Raw genomic sequence first — 17,072 nt, forward strand, 5'->3', positions numbered from 1 at the left:
CCCCCTATTCTTTATCTTCTTGATCTTGAAATAATTTATAACGGATCGGATAATCTGAGTTTTCCAGAATGATCTGCTTTGCTTTTTTCGTATTTACGTCGATAATAATCGGCGCTTTTAGGTTGATTACGGAATCCTTTAGATTCGGTTTAATGACAGCCACAACCAGTACACATAGGTTGTTGGTGTCTGTTTCGCCGAAATAGCGCAAGTCATCCGGCGTAAGTTCCGGGCTGTAATTACTGACAATCGGATACGGGTCAATCACAACAAAGGATGGAATTTCGGAATTTGCGGCCTGCAGATTCCAGATAACGCCGTCATCGTCTTCGTGATAAAGAAGATAGTCCTTAATATCTTCAAAACCTGGAATACCTTCGTCAAAATGGATGATATTTTGTTTTGAAGTCTGATTTTCAATTTGATTATCCATTTAGAAACCTCCTCCATGAAGTTAGCGTTCTTGTAAAAAACGCAGCCTCCGAAAGGGGGCTGCGTTATTGTTTCAGGCTGTGGCATCCAGCTTCGGCGGTTCGTAATCCGGACTTGCTGAAGGCGGAATATATTGCGGCTTGCCAAGATATTTAAATTCCACATGGGCATAGCCTTTGATAACATATTCTATACTGGCCGGGATAAACTTCAGCTTTGCCTTATTTTGTGTCAACCAGTCGAAAGTCTGCCTGTCGGATTCATACTGATTTGAAACCTGTTGTGAATCCCAATGAAAATCGGTGGGGTAAGAGGGAATACCAATTGCACTTTGCAGGGTTGGCTGCACATGCTGAATCGCAAGGTCGACCAGAGAACTGGTTTTTTCCTGCGCACTCATGAGCAAACTTCCTTTCCATGTATAATCCGCAATATCTGTCATAGACGATAGAATTTGATATTCATTTGCATAGGTTGCATATTGGTAAGAGTCCGCTTCCGTCTTCGTTTTAACCTTATTTTTGTAACCGTTTGTTTCGATAAAAAGATGGTCGCTATAAGGTATCAGATAATTGGAATCCATCGGGTCTGGCTGTGAGGGTTGAAAAGACGTATCAACCTCAAACTTTGCACGATGGACAATCATCTCAATGGAAATCGGAACGACTTTCATATCCAGCAATGGTTCCATCATGATTCACCTCTTACAGGAATCTTATTTCATGAAATCAAGGAATGTTGGTTGCAAAATTTGGTTGCCGATTTTCAAAGCAGCATTATAAGCGAATGCCTGCATACTATAATTGATCCAAGCATCTGTAAAATCAATAAATTCCGTATTGTCGTCTTTTTCCAATATCCGGTCGCCAAGATCCTCCAAATTTGTTTGTGTTGTTGTCAGGAAAGTGAAGCTGCAGTCGGTTTCCGTCATTTTTGAAATGACCTTATTTTGTTGCTGTGTAAATTGATCAAGATAAGGCTGTATCGTGTCTATAGAATAGGTGTATCCATTTTTTCCCTCTAATTGATCGGCAATTTGCCCCATTAGGTTATAGATATTGTTTGACATTCCCGTTCCGGATCCATCTACGGTTCCAAAGCCAATTACAGAAATACCGGGAACGGCAATATTGAAGACGCTTTGCTCAGTAATTGCACTTTCATTCGCGCCTGCCCCTGTATTTACCCTTAACCCTAATCCGATGTTGGAAAAGACCTGTTCATCAGCAAGCTTTTGTAGCCCATCAAGACCGATGGTGTCCGTTGCGGTTTCTGTCTGAACTCCGGTATCAACCGGACGGTTTTGGTCGCCGGAAAGGGAAACTTTCGAAAGATTATAGGTAACTGTACCATCCGTGCTGGTTAGGGAGGGATTTGCTTTCAGCGCGGCAAGTACGTCGCTGTTTTTCGCTCCGGTTGGAAGATTTACGGTCAGGATTTTATTGGTTGCGTCTGCTGAAATGGAAGGGGTTACTCCATCAGCGGTTGTAACTTGGATCTTATAGCCGTTGAAATTGCTGTCGCTCAATGTGATTTGTGCGCCGTTGTAGCTTAAAGTAGATCCGGCTTCAATTTTTCCTGTGTTCACATCAATACCGCGGTAAAGTAAATTACCGTTCGCACCGACGCTGAAGGGGGGATTTTCCGTCTCGGCTCCTCCGAAGATATATTTATCACCAAATTTCGTATTTAAAGAAGTTAAAATAGTTTTTTGCAATCCGCGAATCTTTTCTGCATATATTTTGCGGTCGTCTGCGTTGTTCGTACCGTTTATTGCCCCAAGGCAGCTTCCGGACGATGCTTCCGAAAGTACTTTAACAATCGATTGGATGGTGCTGTGCACGGTATCCATCTGATCTTTTGCATCGCCGACTTCACTTTGGTAACTGTTGTTATATGCATATTCCATTCTGAGCCGTGCGGCTTTTGCTGCGGAAAACGGATCTTCGGAAGCTGTATCGTATCTACGCTGGCTTATTTCCCGGTCGCTTGCCTTGTTTAGCTCATCGAGCGAACTGTTTAAGCTGGTCGCGTATTTTTTCATAATCATGGACATTGTGATTCTCATTTTCCAATTACCTCCTTCTTATTAAATTATCTTCCGACGATGCCCATTCTGTTAATAATGGTATCTATTGCTTCATCTAAAGTAGTCATAAAGCGGGAAGAAGCAGTTAAAGCCTGATTATACATAATCAAATTAATTCCTTCTTCATTTACATCAACGGACGATGTAGCCGCACGTTTTGTATCAATTTCGTTCAGAGTGGCGTTACATGTAGCGTCGCGGCGATTAACATCCGCTTTTTGAAGAGCCAAGATCGAAACGGAAATATCCGAAACAAAAGATTGAATGGAAGAGGTTAAGAGGGTGTTCCCTCCAACGTTGTTGTCATTGGTTGTAAAGGTTTTTGTCTCGGCAAGTTTGCTTACCATTAATAAAATATTATCTTTTGAAGTGGTAGTATCCCCGCTGGAAGAAGTTTGTTTCGTAGGAGTTAAGTAATTGCTTGTTGCTTTATACCAGGCATTGGAAAGGGAAATGTTTGCAGCGGTGATTCCGGTTGTTGTCGTCCCGTCGGCCTGGGTGAAAAGAGGTTTATTGTCTCCTTCCGGATTTGTGCTGTTTAGCGCATTCATTGTGTCTGCAAAATAAGCGGCTAATTTATCTAAAACCTTTTCGTAGTAACCGATGCCGCGCTCTGCTCCGCCTGCGGAATCATATTCTCCGCTCTCGTTTAGCATGGACAAATAGGCAGAAAATGATCCTTGCGTAATATCTTTATTACTTATGGCGTCGGTTCCGTCCGTCACATCTGCTCCGGTGGAATCCTTGAGCGTCAGATTGATTGTGCCGTCCGCTTCGGTCGTTGTGCCGAAAGTACTGTAATTGTTGTTTGAAACCAAGTTGAACTTTTTGCTGCCGGATACGAGATCAATCTGTAATTCGGAAACCGTGCGGTTTGATCCGACAGACACGGTTTTAGTTGAAACCTCAATATTTACGTATTGGGACAATTCGTCGATCGCCGTATTGCGCTGATCCATTAGTTCCAGAGCAGGGGTGCCGGAAATATCCGCGCTCTTAATTTCTTCATTTAAATGCGCAATTGTCTGCAGAAGCTGATTCGCTTTCTTAATGGAATCATTTTGAAATTCCTCTGTTACTGTTTTGCGTATGGTTGACAACTGCTGCGATGCAGTATTAAAAGCATGCGCCAGGAGACGCGCGGAACTTTTAAGGGAATTTTCATCCATTGTACTGGAGGAAGCCAGTGAATTGAGCTGCTTTAGAAAATCGGTAAAATTTGTAGTGATACCATCTTTTTTGGTTTCATCAAAGATATTTTCCAGCTCGCCTAATATATTCGCTTCCGTACCGGTTTTTCCAGTCAATGCACGTTCGGTCCGGTAACGAATATCCAGATACGGGTCACGGATTTGGCTCACTCTGTCACAGCTAACGCCTCCGCCAATCCCGATTTCACCGCTTGCATAACGCATGTTGCTTGAGTTTGGCCCAACCGTTGAACAATCCACACGCTGCCTTGTATAGCCGGTAGTGTTCACGTTTGTCATGTTTTGGCCGGTTATCTGTAAACTTGCGCGAGCGGCCTGGATACCGCTTTTAGCAACATAATATCCCGAGAAAGTTGATGACATTTTGTAAGTTCCCCCTTAAATTTTCATTGAAAGGACACTTGGAGGGATTTTTCCTTCCTTGGCTTTTGCGTTGTACATATTTTGCAGTTCCGGGTTGTTTTTTATCTTATTAAGAGTTACCTCAACGTTATGCAATTTAATTTCCGTAAGGTAATTGCAGCGGCGGTTCATTTCTCTTAGATCCAGCAGCACATTGGAAAGCTCATCATATATTGCTTTTATTTCTTTACGGTATGGTTCGTCAAACAGAGGGATTAGCTGGCGGAAGGTCGTTTTCGGGTCGCCTGTTTTTCCGACCAGCTTCTCGCGTTCTATTTCCAACCCTCTTAATTTTAACAAATAGGCTTGTTCCTGCTTAACCCGATCATCTAACGAACGAAGGTTATTGCGGGATAAATCTTCAAATTTTTCTGCCTCGATTGAAAGAAACTCTTTATAAAACAGAAGATAGTTCTGAAAAAAATGAAGAAGCTGTTCTGAAAGTTGTCCATTTATCATAAGATTTCCACTTCCAATTGCAATTTATCATTAAAAAAGTACATCTGCATGCTATAATTATTTTCAATTATTTTCTGTACCATTTATAAGCATTGTTTTTGCCAATTCAAATGGATTTAAATCGTACTGATTGCTGCTAATTTGTACCTTCAGATACTCGAGATATTTCGGATCTTTATCGGTTTTTAAATCGGAAATAATTTTATCGCGTGTATCCGATAAGGAAGGAATATTTGCCGTTTTGCGTTTCGAGAGGTTTATTGTATCTACTTTATGGGCATTTGTAGCCTTGTTTAATTCATTGCTGAAAGACGAATTTATACTGCTTTGAAGGGCGTCTGCCTTCTCCGTTTTTTTACCGATATAAGGACTGGATATATAATTTAATTTCGAATTTACATTCTTAATAACCATACCTAATTCACCTCGAATAATATATCGGCAACTGATAGAAAATCTTTAGTTCCCAATTTTAAAATTGAGTTTATTAATTATTTTTTTTTAAAAAAATGTTGAAATATATATTTTTTTATTGACATTTGACTTAATTTGTATAATAATTATGTAAATATTACTAAACAATATATAAATTGTGACTCATTTTTTACCGGTCATAAAAACAATGTTTAGTAGATTTCAATAACAAAATAGCGAGAAAAGTAAGACTATAATTACACATTGAGAAAAAAGGTGTTAGAACATGGATTGGTTAAACAACGTAACCTCCAGCTTATTAAGCAAAGATTTGGATGGGCTTTGGGTGAGGCAAAAGGAGATTTCAAATAATTTGTCAAATCTCGAAACCCCGGGCTATAAAAGCCGTACCGTCAGCTTTGAAGATCAACTGCAATCGCTTATGTCGAATTCCGATAAAACCGACATGGAGCAGATAAACGAAATTAACAAGGTTCAGCCGCGGACAACCATATCCGACGACCTATCGATGCGATTGGATGGCAATAATGTGGATGTGGAAAAGGAAAATATAGAGCTGGCTAGAACGCAAATCAATTATTGGTATTCTTTAAGAACACTTTCCGATTATTTTGCACGTCTTAAAACAGCGATTGACAGTAAAACTTAAGCTGTTTTACTGATGAATATAATAAGGAGGAATATGAGTGTCTTTTCTAAGTTCATTGAACATCAGCGGATCCGGTCTTACCGCGAGCAGATTGAGAATGGATGTCATTTCTGAAAACATTTCCAATGCTACCACCACCAGAACAGAGAATGGTGGGCCTTACCGCAGGAAGATGGTTATTTATGAACCTGCAGAGCAATCGCCTTTTCAGCGTATATTTGCGTCAAAGCTGCAGCAGAGCGGGGAACAGCGAGGGGTAAAGGTTACACAAATCGCAGAAGATCAAAGTGATTTTGTCCCTGTATATGACCCCAGCCATCCGGATGCGAATGCGCAGGGTTATGTGATGATGCCGAATGTCGATCCCATTAAGGAAACCATCGATATGATGTCGGCAACAAGGGCTTATGATGCAAACCTGACTGCTTTTAATGCCGTAAAGGGCATGGCTGTTAAGGCATTAGAATTAGGGAGGTAACAGAAATTGACGATTACACCGATTGAAAGTGTAAATTCCATTGCAAAGCTAAATGATTCCGATAAAGTATCCTCGTCCCAGTCATCCGGTCTACCGTTTCAATCGCTTTTTCAGGATGCTATCCAGAATGTGAAGGATACAGATTCTGTTTTAGATCAAGAACTAGTCAAGTTAACAACCGGGCAGTCCGATAATTTGCATGACATTATCATTGCTTCAACAAAGGCCAGTCTTTCCGTCCAAATGCTTGTTCAGCTTCGCAATAAAGCGTTAGATGCTTACAATGAGGTTATGAGGATGGGCGTATAGCCTCCAGCAGAAAGAAAAGGGTGATTGCGGGTTGAACGAATGAATATTCAAATTAATAAATACATAGAACCGGTTAAAAACTATTGGGGTTCTTTGACGAAGAAGAAAAAAATAATATCATGCAGCATTCTTGGCGGAATTGTCCTTGTTTCGGTTATTGCTGGAATTTTATTAAATAGACAGCCTTATGTGATCCTTTATCCGGGTTTGGACCACTCGGAAGCCGTAGAAGTGATGAACGAACTCAAGGAACGGAATGTAAGCTTTAAGGAAGACAATGGAACGATTTATGTACCGAAGGATCAGGAAAATGCGTTAAGAATGGATCTTTCGAATGAAGGGCACCCGAAAACAGCGCCGAATTACGATTTCTTCACGAAAAATATCGGAATCATGACAACCGATTATGAAAAGAAAATCATTGAGCAATATCAACTTAATCAGCGTTTGGAAGCGGTTATCAAAACGATTGATACCATTAAAAATGCAAATGTAACAATTAGTATCCCCGACAGCAGCGGATACGCTTTGGATGATAACGCGGAAAAGCCGACTGCTTCTGTCACCGTAACTTTAGACAATGGAAAGACCCTGTCGTCCTCACAGGTAAATGGAATTAAGCAATTGGTTTCGAAAAGTGTGCCGAACATGAAAGCAGAGGATGTTGCCGTTATTGACACGGCTACAGGAGATGAATTAAGCGGTAATTCAGAAAATGGAACGCAGATTAATATAACCCAGTTTAAGCTCCAAATTGAAAAAGAATATGAAAAAGATGTTGAAAAAAATATACTTAAAGTATTAACACCTGTTTTTGGAACAAACAATGTAAAAGTTACCGTAAAAAGCATAATGGATGTTGATAAAAAAGTACAAGAGATCATCACCTATAATCCATCGAAGGATAGCTCCGGAAATCCAACGGATAAAGGTGTGCTAAGCGATTCACATACGATAAAGGAACAGGAAACAAGCGGTAAAACGGCAGGAGGAGCGGCCGGAACCCAATCCAACGCCCAGACGACGACGTATCCCGGCGTTACTGTTAACGGAGATGTGATTTACACAAAGGATGATCAGACATACAAATATCTGGTCAGCCAGGTTAAGCAGCAGATTCAGGGCGATGCAGCTAGTGTGCAGGATATGACGATCTCAGTCGTAATAAATAAAGATATGATCGCCGACAGCCAAAAACAGCAGATTGCACAGCTAGTGGCCAATGCTGCAGCGGTTAAGCCGGAGAAGGTCGCTATTTATAATGGTACTTTTGCTACTTCAACACAGCCTACCAATGCACAGGCGTCCGGAACTCTGCCTTTGAATACGATTGTAATCATTGGAGGAGTTGTACTGCTTACATTATTTATTGTGGGGCTGATTATTTTCTTAGTGGCACGAGCAAAGAAAAAGAAAGAATTTGCCATGGGTTTGGCGGAACAGGAATTCCAGGAAGACGGTACGCCTTTGAAAGACCGTCTGCAGAATGAATTTTCTGAAGAAGAGCCCGAAAAGGAGAAAGTTGTTATCCCTGCAATAGAAGATGCCCGTGCGCAAAAGGCGACGAAGGAAGAAGCATTAACAAAGGAAATACAAGAATTCACTTCCCAAAATCCAGAAATCGCAGCTCAACTGATCCGATCCTGGCTGAAAGGAGAAGACAACGATGGCTAAAAATCAACTGAGCGGCCAGCAGAAAGCCGCTGCGGTTATTATATCCATTGGAGCTGAGACCGCTTCCAAGATTTATAAATATTTAAAGGAAGACGAAGTCGAACAGTTAACCTATGAAATAGCAAGAATGTCGCATATGTCTACCGAGCAGCAGGAAGAAATTCTGGAAAACTTCTATCAGATATGCCTGACGCAGAAGGTTATCACGGAAGGCGGCATAGAATATGCGAGAAATGTTCTTGAAAAAGCGTATGGCGCCCAAACGGCGGCTTCACTTCTTGAACGTGTTACGAAGTCGCTTCGAACCAAGGCATTTGAGTTTATCCGTAAGACGGACTATAAAAACCTCATGACGATGATTCAAAACGAACATCCGCAGACCATCGCGCTGATTTTGTCTTATGCAAGGGCGGATCAGGCGGCCATGATCATTGCGGAACTGCCGAAGGAAATCCGGCTTGAGGTAGTCGAGCGGATTGCAAATATGGACAGAACCTCTCCCGAAATTATTCATATTGTGGAAAGCAATCTGGAGAACAAATTCTCGTCCCTCATGTCTTTGGACTTCATGGAATTTGGCGGCGTAAACTACATTGCGGATATTATGAACAACATGGATCGTTCGAACGAGAAATATATCTTCGACGAACTCGCCCGCAAGGACGCAGAGCTTTGCGACGAGATCAAAAAGAGAATGTTTGTCTTCGAAGATATCACCTGTCTGGACGATATGTCCATCCAGCGCTTCCTGCGCGAGGTCGACTCCAAGGATCTGGTTTTCGCGCTCAAAGGCGCAAACAAGGAAGTTGCCGATGTTATCTTCAAGAATATGTCCAACCGTACAATGGAAACCATCAAATCCGATCTCGAATTTACGCATAATGTCCGTCTTAGAGACGTCGAAGAAGCGCAGCAGCGTATTGTGGGCGTTATCAGGCGTCTTGAAAGCGAGGGCGAGTTAATTATTTCGAAGGGCGGAAAGGATGAGGTTATTGCCTAAAATCATTAAGGCATCCGAATATGTCACAATTAAAAACGGCAATGCCTTTCCTTCCAATAACTCTTCTTTAAAGAAACCGTCTGAAGCTAAAGCGGCCAAACCGGACCCCGAAGAGGAACACAGAGCGATTTTAAACCATGCATTCCAAAAAGCGCAGCAAATCATGGAGGCGGCACAGAATTACAGCGCGAACAAGGTAAAGGAGTCCACTGAGCGCATGAATGGAGAGGCCGCTTTGTTGATGGCGCGGAGCAGGGAAGAAGGATATAGGAAAGGATTTGCCGAAGGAAGAACAAAAGGCAGCGAACAAGGTTACCGGGAAGGTTATCAGGATGGCTTTCAAAAAGCAGAAAATGATAATAAGGCAGTCTTGGACGAACTTTCCGGTATGCTTGAAACTGTGGAAGCAAGGAAGGAGGAAATCCTTCAGCGGTTTGAGAGCGATATAACACGGCTTTCCTTAGCCATTGCAGAGAAGATTATTAAAAAGGAAATAAGCCTTGATGCAAAAGCGATCCAGTCGATCATAATCAAGGCGATTGATTCCTACCGGAATCAGGAGTGGGTTCGTATTTATGTTTCTCCCAACACCAAGACCTTGCTTGCCGACACTACCCTGATAAAGGATCTGCAGGAGGTATCTGATAATGTCAAAATTGAAGCATCCGCTGAAATGAAGGACGGCGACTGCAAAATTGAAATGCCGAACCAAATGATAGACGCGGGTGTGGATACACAGTTAAACAATATAAAGAACGAGTTGCAAATATAACCGAATTCAAAAGTGGAGCGTGAGACATTGAATTTCGAAGAAGCCTATGAAGTTTTGGCAAAAGTTAATCCGCTCTGTTACATGGGTAAGGTTAAAAATATTGTCGGGATGATGATTGAAACAGCCGGATTAAAAGCGAATGTCGGCGATATCTGTTATATTCAGAATTCCGACAATGAGAAAACCGTTATGGCCGAAGTTGTCGGTTTTAAAAACAGCGAAGTCCTCTTGATGGCATATGGCGATATTAAGGGAATCGGTCCAGGCAGTTTCGTTCGTTCCACCGGACGAAAGCTGCGGGTTCCCGTCGGCGACTTTTTAATTGGCAGGACGATTGATGCGACCGGAATGCCAATCGACGGGAAGGGAAGTTTTGAGGCCAAGCAGTTTTATGATGTGGATGCTACATACACGAACCCGTTGGAACGCCCTAGAATCAGCCAGCGTTTGACCTTTGGCATTAAGGCCATCGACGGAATGCTTACCATCGGCAAAGGGCAAAGAATGGGAATATTCGCAGGAAGCGGTGTCGGTAAGAGCACCCTGCTTGGCATGATTGCGAAAAATGTAAAAACCGATATCAATGTAATCGCGCTTGTCGGAGAAAGAGGCCGTGAAGTTACCGAGTTTATTGAAAAAGACTTGGGCAAAGAAGGGCTGGCGCGTTCGGTATTGGTTGTTGCAACCTCCGATCAGCCGGCTATGTACCGGGCAAAATGCGCAACGGTTGCTACGGCGATTGCTGAGTATTTCAGGGATCAGGGAAAGGATGTCCTGCTGATGATGGATTCCCTTACCCGGTTCGCAATGGCGGAACGGGAAATCGGGCTGGCTGCCGGGGAACCCCCCATCGCCAGAGGATATACGCCGTCCATCTACGCGGAACTGCCGAAGCTTCTGGAACGAAGCGGAAATTTCAAGGAAGGTTCCATCACCGGGATTTATACTGTGCTGGTAGAAGGGGACGATACCAATGAACCGATATCCGATACTGTCCGGGGAATTATCGACGGACACATTGTTTTGTCACGTACATTGGCACATAAAAACCATTATCCCGCCATTGACACGAACGCGAGCATTTCCAGACTGATGAACGATATCGTTACGGAAGAGCACCGGCTTTTGGCCGCCAAAATACGGGATATTCTCGCGATTTACAATCAGAATTCCGATCTAATATCCATCGGGGCGTATAAACCGGGTATGAATCATAAATTGGACGAAGCGGTGAAAAAGATGGATTCTGTCAACGCTTTTTTGTGTCAGAGAACCGATGAAAGTTTCTCTTTTGAGGAAACTTTGAATCTTATGGAAGGTTTATAAGAATGAAAAAGTTTATTTTTAGCCTTGAAAAGGTCCTTAGCTTCAAGCAGCAGACGCTGGATATTCAAAAAAATGAGCTTTTACAGATGCAAACAAAGTTGGCGGAAATTGAAAAGGAAATCAATACTTTAAATACTCTGTTTGCGGAGACGAATCAAAAGATGAAGAAAGAGCTGCAAACAGGCCTGAACGCAAGCGACATGAGCATTTATAAAACCTATTTTAATACATTAAATCAGAAAATATTGCGGTTGGTGGAAGACAAAAGCAAGATGTTGGAAGCCATTACGCAAAAGAAAGCAGATATCATAGCCTTGAACAGCGATATCTCCGGGCTTGAAAAATTACGCGACAAACAGCACGAGGCATATTTAGAAGCCTTTAGGAAACGAGAAGAACTTGCAATCGATGAGTTCGTCAATCGCACACGCAGCGCAGCGAATTAAATGCTTATAAATTCTTTTATTATAGAATTTATAAAATAAATATTAAATAATGGAGGTGAAAATGTGATACAGCAAATAACTACGAACGTGGCCTCAAGCGCCGCTCTGCAGAAAACAAAAACGGCCCAAGCCAAAAAGGATGGCACAGGCAGTATTTTTGAAAGCTTGTTGCAGCAGTCTGGGAAAACAATAACCAAAGAGAATTCAAAGCAGACATCTTCCGTTCCCCCTAAGGATGAAAAAAATCTGGATAACATCACGGGAATGAATCAGCAAACGATCCAGCCGAACATAACGCCATTTGCACCAATCTGCCAAGCTCCTGCTTTTGCAGATGTCCCAGATGTGCTGCAGCCACAAGTCGGAACGCAGGCGGTGTCTTTCTTGCCCGCTTCCGGTTTACAAGCAGATTCGAAACAGGTTGTCATGGTGCACTCCATGGAAACGCAGCCAGCTTTCCTGCAATCCGTCGGAACACAGGCTGAAAATGCGATATCAGAAAAGGTTGCAGTCGGAAATGGATTTCTGCAGAGCAATGGAAAACCGGATGCCCCGGTTGCGCAGTTAGCAAGTTCCAATCCGACAGCCGCGAAAGCGGAAGTTCCGGTGCAGCCGTCAAATTCAGTATTTACCAACACACAGAATTCCACTTTGCAAAAAGAGCCGGCTGTAGCAATGGAGCCTTCCATGAATGGCTTTAATCGGCCTACGGCGGCGCAGGCCGAGCTTCCTAAACAGGACGGCAAAGTGCTTCCTAAGCAGGAATCCGCTTTTGCTGTTGGAAAATTGGATCAGGTTAAACCGGAAAAGCAAGCGGCAACGGAATTGCCTTCCGCTGAAAGCGATAAATTGCCGATGACAGCCGAGGACAAAAAAGAAACCATACCGATTCATACGGCGTCCCAGAGCAATGCGCGTCTTTCCAGTCTCTATGAGAATGGGAACGTGGTCATTAAGATTTCTGATGCAAAAGCTTCGGGGAAGGCCCTGTCCACTCAGCTTACTGACAAAGTCCTTTACAACTATAAGCAAGGGAACCATCAGTTTACAATGGAGCTTTATCCGAAAAATTTAGGCAAAGTTTCTATTAAGCTGGCGATGCAGGACGGTGTTCTGAGTGTGACCATTCAGGCGGCGAATCCCAAAACGCAGAGCTTGCTGTTGGAAAACAGCGCTGATATTAAAGCAATTCTGCAAACCTCTGTAAACCAGCCGGTTCAAATTAACGAAGCAGCACATGATCGCGCATGGTATGAACAAGGCCAGCAGAATCAACAAAATCAGCCGCAGCAGGAAAGAGAGCAAAAGCAGAACGTTCGGCTTCCATTGGATGACTCGAACGGCAGCACAGATGACTTTATAACTGTGATGCAGCAGCTCAGGAATCAGGTTTCAGCAATGTAAGAGAAAGGAGGAGTATTTTGAATCAGATTTATCCATATAGTCTTAGCGGGACCGCCAGAACTTCCATAAATACTACATCTGGCGCCACGGAATTAAAGACCGGTAAGTCCTCTTTGGAAATGACGGATTTTATGAAACTTTTAGCGGCGCAGATGGCTAATCAGGATCCGACAAATCCTACGGATAACAATGAGTTCATTGGCCAGATGGCACAATTTGCCTCGTTACAGGCTATGCAGGATTTAAGACAGCTTTCTTTAGAGCAGTACGGTGCTTCTCTTGTTGGGAAAAAAGTGGTTGTTGCCAGCTATGACGCCAATGGAAAGTATGTTGAAGATACGGGTGTTGTAGATTATGTTAACTATTCATCCGGTTCGCCTTGTGTGGTTGTGAACGGAAAAGCATACGATTTATATTCCGTTATGCAAGTCAATTCCGATACTTACAAGTCTCCGGAAACATCACCTGAATTGACAGTCCCGGAAGATTCAAATTAGGCTATCCGCTGTACGAACGGAATCGTCTTTACAGTTAGGAGTTTAGTCATGGATGATATTCAATTTAAAAAGAGCTATTCTGCGTTTATCAATCCGAATTACAACGTAACGCCGGCAAAAAGCAATCAGACCCCAAAGACAAACCCGGCTGATAGTGAATTCGGAAAGATATTTCAGAATGCTATTGAACAAAAGCAGCAGCTTACGTTTTCCAAACATGCGCTGCAGCGAATGGATTCCCGGAATATTCCGGTATCCGGGCAGTTGCTGTCCCAAATTAACAGCGCAGTAACAAAGGCAAGGGCAAAGGGAATTAAAGACGCGCTGATCTTAAGTGGGCAGACGGCCTTTATCGTGAATATTCCCAGCAGCACAGTCGTTACAACTATGAATGGTCAGGAATTGACCGACAACATTTTTACAAATATTGATGGAGCTGTAATCATATAACCGGACCTCTTGAGGAAGTTATTTGAGTCTCGAATGACAGAAAGGCTCATGCGGTTCCAAATAGAAAAGGAGAGAATTGTTTTATGAGTACAGGAATGTACTGCGGTATCTCAGGCGTAAAAGCGTATCAGACCGGTATTGATGTCATCGGTAACAATATTGCAAACGTTAATACCTACGGTTTTAAATCTTCCCGCGTGACTTATCGTGATGTTTTTTATCAGACACTTGCGAGTTCTTCTAAATCCGATGCGACGAACAGTATCGGCGGCGCAAATCCCTCCCAAGTTGGTTATGGTGCTACTGCAGCAACAATTGATGTGCTGAATACCCGTGCCGGAATGGCAACCACCGGAAACAGCAAGGACTGCTATATTAACGGCGAAGGATATTTTGTAGTAAAGGATGGGAACGGTTACCTTTACACACGCGTTGGCTCCTTCGGGTTTGACGGAGATGGCAATCTTGTCGATGGGAATAAAAAATTAGTTTGCGGTACGAATGGGGCAACAAAACCGACAGGTGCGATAAGTACTTGCGAGCCGATTAAGGTTGAAGATTATTCAACTTATAAAAACATTTCAATCGGCAGCGACGGAGCAATAACTGGTGAAAAAGATGGAGAAATTAAAACCTTGGGCTATATAGCTTTAGCGAATATCCCGAACCCTTCTGGCCTTACACAGCAGGGCGGTTCGTACTATAAAGCTGAAAACAATGTTGCAAATGATAGTTATCCCATCAAGTATTATACTCCTGGAGTCGGTGAGACCGGGAGCTTGGTAACAAGCGCTCTGGAAGCTTCCAACACCGACCTTGCCACCGAACTGACCCAGATGATTATCAATGAAAGAGGATTCCAGGCGAATACCAAAATCATTACCGTTAGCGACGAAATGATGGAAACTCTCGTAAATATGAAGAGATAAGGATTCTATAGCTGCCGTTTCTGGAACTGAAAACGGTTTCAGAAACGGTCAGTTGTGAAAAAGGGGTATTGAGATGATAACTGTCACCAATTTGAACGGCACTTCTTTTGTCGTTAATTCAAACCTTATTGAAACAATCGAAAGTATTCCAGAAACAAAAATAACATTAACAACAGGAAAATATTTTTTAGTTGCGGAGAATAGTGAGGAAATTGTTCAAAAAGTAATTCTTTATAATCGTGAAATTTTTAAAAATACAGTTAAGCTGAAGGACTAAAAATTATTATTATCGCAAGGATGTGTTTGTGTGGATTTTACAAGCATCGTGGGGTTTATAGCCGGGCTTGCGCTGGTAATATTCGGCATTGTATTTGATCAGTCAGCCGGTGTTATTTGGTCTACAATTTGGAACTTTGTTGATTATCCAAGTATGGCGATTACTTTCGGCGGCACAATTGCGGCAACTGTTATTTCTTTCCCGATTTCCTATTTCATGGGAATACCAAAGCATATGAAGGTTATTATGCGGGGAAATCAATACAAGCCACAGGAGTATATCGATACAATTGTAGACTTTGCGCAAGAAGCCAGACGAAAGGGATTACTTTCTCTGGAAGATAAAGCAAGCCAGTTAAAAGATACATTTATGCAGGACAGTATAATGCTGATTGTGGATGCGATAGACCCTGCAAAAGTAAAGGAGATTCTTGAAGACAAACTGAATGGCCTGGAAGACCGGCATTCGCATGTCTGGCAATTCTACGAGAGATTTTCAACTTATGCCCCCGCGTTTGGTATGATTGGTACGCTGATTGGCTTGATTAATATGCTTGCCAATATGGATATGAATTCCGACGGTGGCGCGACAAAAATGGCACGCGGTATGTCAACAGCGTTGATAACCACTTTCTATGGTTCTATGATTTCCAACCTTTTGCTGACTCCGCTGGCACATAAATTACATATGCTTCATGATGAGGAAATGGTTTGTAAAGAGATTGTTGTGGAAGGCGTTGTGGCAATACAGGCGGGCGATAATCCGAAACATATTGAAGAACGTTTGAATGCCTACGTCAATGAAAGCAAAAGGATCCAGAAGGTTGGGACTTTTGCGGGCGCTTCCTCCAGCAGCAACGATAAAAAAACAAAAGGAAAGCATTAAGACAAAGCAATCCAGGGGAATTTTCCCGTAAGATATAAAACTGAAGGGGTGATGTAATGGCAAGAAAGCGGGCAAATCCCGGAAGCGGAGGCCCGAACTGGCTTGATACTTATTCCGATATGGTGACGCTTTTGCTTACCTTCTTTGTTATGCTGTTTGCCATGTCTACCATGGATGCCGGCAAATGGGAAAAGCTTGTCAAAGCATTTTCCGCTAATAAACAGGCTAGTGCAGTCACACAGGAGGCTGCGCAGGAAAATATCCAAATTGCTGCCAACAGTACAAGCCTGCCTTCTTCCGGTTCAGAATCCGAAACATCCAGTAGTAAAGCAGGAAATTCCGATGACGGGAAAGTCACAGATTTTGACAGTCTGTATAAATATTTGGTCGATTATGTAAATCGAAATGGTTTACAGGATTCTGTGCATGTACATAAAGGGAAAAACTACACTTTCCTTACGTTTCAAAACAGCGTGTTTTTCTCCGGAGATAGTGCGGAATTACGCGATCAAGGAAAAAAGATATTGGACTTTCTTTGTGACGGAATAAAAAATATACCGGATCAAATTGGAGAGATTCGTTTTTACGGGCATACGGCCCGCGCGAACAACTCAACTTCCGTTACCGCCCAAGCCTTCGACCGTGCACTTTCTTCGGACAGGGCCAAGAACGTCCTGCTGTATGTTCAGTTGAAAAATATTATCAATCCGGCTAAAATGGTTTCCGAGGGGTATGGAGAATACAGGCCCATTGTTCCCCATGATGGAACAGAAGCTACCCGGGCCAAAAACAGGCGAGTGGAAATTTATATTTCGAAAGCCGGACAGAGCAGTTCTGTTTTGGATCAGGTATATGAAGATATTAATAATGCAGACAAGAATACAGACAAAAAATAATCCAACGCAAATAACGAGCTCTTACGTAAGCAGCGTTTTGTTTTCCGCATAG

General features: G+C 42.7%; 21 protein-coding genes. 15 read left to right on the plus strand and 6 right to left on the minus strand.

Features of this window, described 5'->3' with window-relative positions; translation table 11 throughout:
• Positions 1 to 4: 4 nt before the first annotated feature.
• The 6 genes from fliW to CAGA_RS01430 all read right to left on the minus strand — a co-directional run bounded on the left by fliW (position 5) and on the right by CAGA_RS01430 (position 5,007).
• Positions 5 to 433 carry a flagellar assembly protein FliW gene (gene fliW, locus CAGA_RS01405; protein WP_135656938.1) on the minus strand — a complete coding sequence of 143 codons (429 nt, stop codon included), beginning with the start codon at positions 431 to 433 and terminating at the stop codon, positions 5 to 7.
• A gap of 72 nt (positions 434 to 505) precedes the next feature.
• Entirely contained in the window at positions 506 to 1,126 is a 621-nt protein-coding gene (locus tag CAGA_RS01410) for a DUF6470 family protein (RefSeq protein WP_135656940.1), read from the minus strand.
• Positions 1,127 to 1,147: 21 nt separating this feature from the next.
• The gene (gene flgL / locus CAGA_RS01415; protein WP_135656941.1) at positions 1,148 to 2,500 is read right to left on the minus strand and encodes a flagellar hook-associated protein FlgL; all 1,353 of its coding nucleotides are present in this window, start codon (positions 2,498 to 2,500) and stop codon (positions 1,148 to 1,150) included.
• A 26-nt stretch (positions 2,501 to 2,526) separates the two neighbouring features.
• The gene (gene flgK, locus CAGA_RS01420) at positions 2,527 to 4,095 is read right to left on the minus strand and encodes a flagellar hook-associated protein FlgK (RefSeq protein ID WP_135656943.1); all 1,569 of its coding nucleotides are present in this window, start codon (positions 4,093 to 4,095) and stop codon (positions 2,527 to 2,529) included.
• A 15-nt stretch (positions 4,096 to 4,110) separates the two neighbouring features.
• Positions 4,111 to 4,593 (minus strand): flagellar protein FlgN, encoded by a 483-nt coding sequence (locus CAGA_RS01425; protein WP_135656945.1) that lies wholly within the window; start codon positions 4,591 to 4,593, stop codon positions 4,111 to 4,113.
• A gap of 63 nt (positions 4,594 to 4,656) precedes the next feature.
• Entirely contained in the window at positions 4,657 to 5,007 is a 351-nt protein-coding gene (locus tag CAGA_RS01430) for a hypothetical protein (protein WP_135656947.1), read from the minus strand.
• A gap of 286 nt (positions 5,008 to 5,293) precedes the next feature.
• Between CAGA_RS01430 and flgB the strand changes: the two genes are divergently transcribed.
• The 15 genes from flgB (at position 5,294) to CAGA_RS01505 (ending at position 17,020) form a co-directional block, all read left to right on the plus strand.
• Positions 5,294 to 5,677, plus strand: coding sequence for a flagellar basal body rod protein FlgB (gene flgB / locus CAGA_RS01435; protein WP_135656949.1), 384 nt, complete (start codon positions 5,294 to 5,296; stop codon positions 5,675 to 5,677).
• A gap of 37 nt (positions 5,678 to 5,714) precedes the next feature.
• Positions 5,715 to 6,155: a flagellar basal body rod protein FlgC gene (gene flgC / locus CAGA_RS01440; RefSeq protein WP_135656951.1), complete on the plus strand. Its 441-nt coding sequence runs from the start codon at positions 5,715 to 5,717 to the stop codon at positions 6,153 to 6,155.
• A gap of 6 nt (positions 6,156 to 6,161) precedes the next feature.
• Positions 6,162 to 6,464 carry a flagellar hook-basal body complex protein FliE gene (gene fliE, locus CAGA_RS01445; RefSeq protein WP_135656953.1) on the plus strand — a complete coding sequence of 101 codons (303 nt, stop codon included), beginning with the start codon at positions 6,162 to 6,164 and terminating at the stop codon, positions 6,462 to 6,464.
• A gap of 39 nt (positions 6,465 to 6,503) precedes the next feature.
• Positions 6,504 to 8,138, plus strand: coding sequence for a flagellar basal-body MS-ring/collar protein FliF (gene fliF / locus CAGA_RS01450; protein ID WP_135656955.1), 1,635 nt, complete (start codon positions 6,504 to 6,506; stop codon positions 8,136 to 8,138).
• A complete protein-coding gene (fliG, locus tag CAGA_RS01455) occupies positions 8,131 to 9,138 on the plus strand; it encodes a flagellar motor switch protein FliG (RefSeq protein ID WP_135656957.1) in 1,008 nt (335 codons plus the stop codon). The genes fliF and fliG overlap by 8 nt, the downstream gene beginning before the upstream one ends.
• Positions 9,131 to 9,910 (plus strand): FliH/SctL family protein, encoded by a 780-nt coding sequence (locus CAGA_RS01460; protein WP_167875127.1) that lies wholly within the window; start codon positions 9,131 to 9,133, stop codon positions 9,908 to 9,910. The genes fliG and CAGA_RS01460 overlap by 8 nt, the downstream gene beginning before the upstream one ends.
• 27 nt (positions 9,911 to 9,937) lie before the next feature.
• Positions 9,938 to 11,236 (plus strand): flagellar protein export ATPase FliI, encoded by a 1,299-nt coding sequence (gene fliI, locus CAGA_RS01465; protein ID WP_135656960.1) that lies wholly within the window; start codon positions 9,938 to 9,940, stop codon positions 11,234 to 11,236.
• Positions 11,237 to 11,238: 2 nt separating this feature from the next.
• The gene (fliJ, locus tag CAGA_RS01470; RefSeq protein ID WP_135656962.1) at positions 11,239 to 11,682 is read left to right on the plus strand and encodes a flagellar export protein FliJ; all 444 of its coding nucleotides are present in this window, start codon (positions 11,239 to 11,241) and stop codon (positions 11,680 to 11,682) included.
• Positions 11,683 to 11,745: 63 nt separating this feature from the next.
• On the plus strand, positions 11,746 to 13,086 hold the full coding sequence (locus tag CAGA_RS01475; protein WP_135656964.1) for a flagellar hook-length control protein FliK: 1,341 nt from the start codon (positions 11,746 to 11,748) through the stop codon (positions 13,084 to 13,086).
• 17 nt (positions 13,087 to 13,103) lie between these two features.
• The gene (locus CAGA_RS01480; protein ID WP_167875128.1) at positions 13,104 to 13,583 is read left to right on the plus strand and encodes a flagellar hook assembly protein FlgD; all 480 of its coding nucleotides are present in this window, start codon (positions 13,104 to 13,106) and stop codon (positions 13,581 to 13,583) included.
• Between the two features lie 48 nt (positions 13,584 to 13,631).
• Positions 13,632 to 14,033, plus strand: coding sequence for a TIGR02530 family flagellar biosynthesis protein (locus tag CAGA_RS01485; protein WP_135656968.1), 402 nt, complete (start codon positions 13,632 to 13,634; stop codon positions 14,031 to 14,033).
• Between the two features lie 83 nt (positions 14,034 to 14,116).
• Positions 14,117 to 14,962: a flagellar hook-basal body complex protein gene (locus CAGA_RS01490; RefSeq protein WP_135656970.1), complete on the plus strand. Its 846-nt coding sequence runs from the start codon at positions 14,117 to 14,119 to the stop codon at positions 14,960 to 14,962.
• Between the two features lie 73 nt (positions 14,963 to 15,035).
• Complete coding sequence (locus CAGA_RS01495; RefSeq protein WP_135656972.1) at positions 15,036 to 15,239, plus strand: flagellar FlbD family protein; 204 nt, start codon at positions 15,036 to 15,038, stop codon at positions 15,237 to 15,239.
• Positions 15,240 to 15,269: 30 nt separating this feature from the next.
• Complete coding sequence (locus CAGA_RS01500) at positions 15,270 to 16,124, plus strand: motility protein A (RefSeq protein WP_135656974.1); 855 nt, start codon at positions 15,270 to 15,272, stop codon at positions 16,122 to 16,124.
• A 56-nt stretch (positions 16,125 to 16,180) separates the two neighbouring features.
• Entirely contained in the window at positions 16,181 to 17,020 is an 840-nt protein-coding gene (locus tag CAGA_RS01505; RefSeq protein ID WP_135656976.1) for an OmpA/MotB family protein, read from the plus strand.
• Positions 17,021 to 17,072 lie beyond the last annotated feature (52 nt).

Origin of the sequence: Caproiciproducens galactitolivorans, from assembly GCF_004768785.1 — a bacterium.
Taxonomy (GTDB): Bacteria; Bacillota; Clostridia; order Oscillospirales; family Acutalibacteraceae; genus Caproiciproducens; species Caproiciproducens galactitolivorans.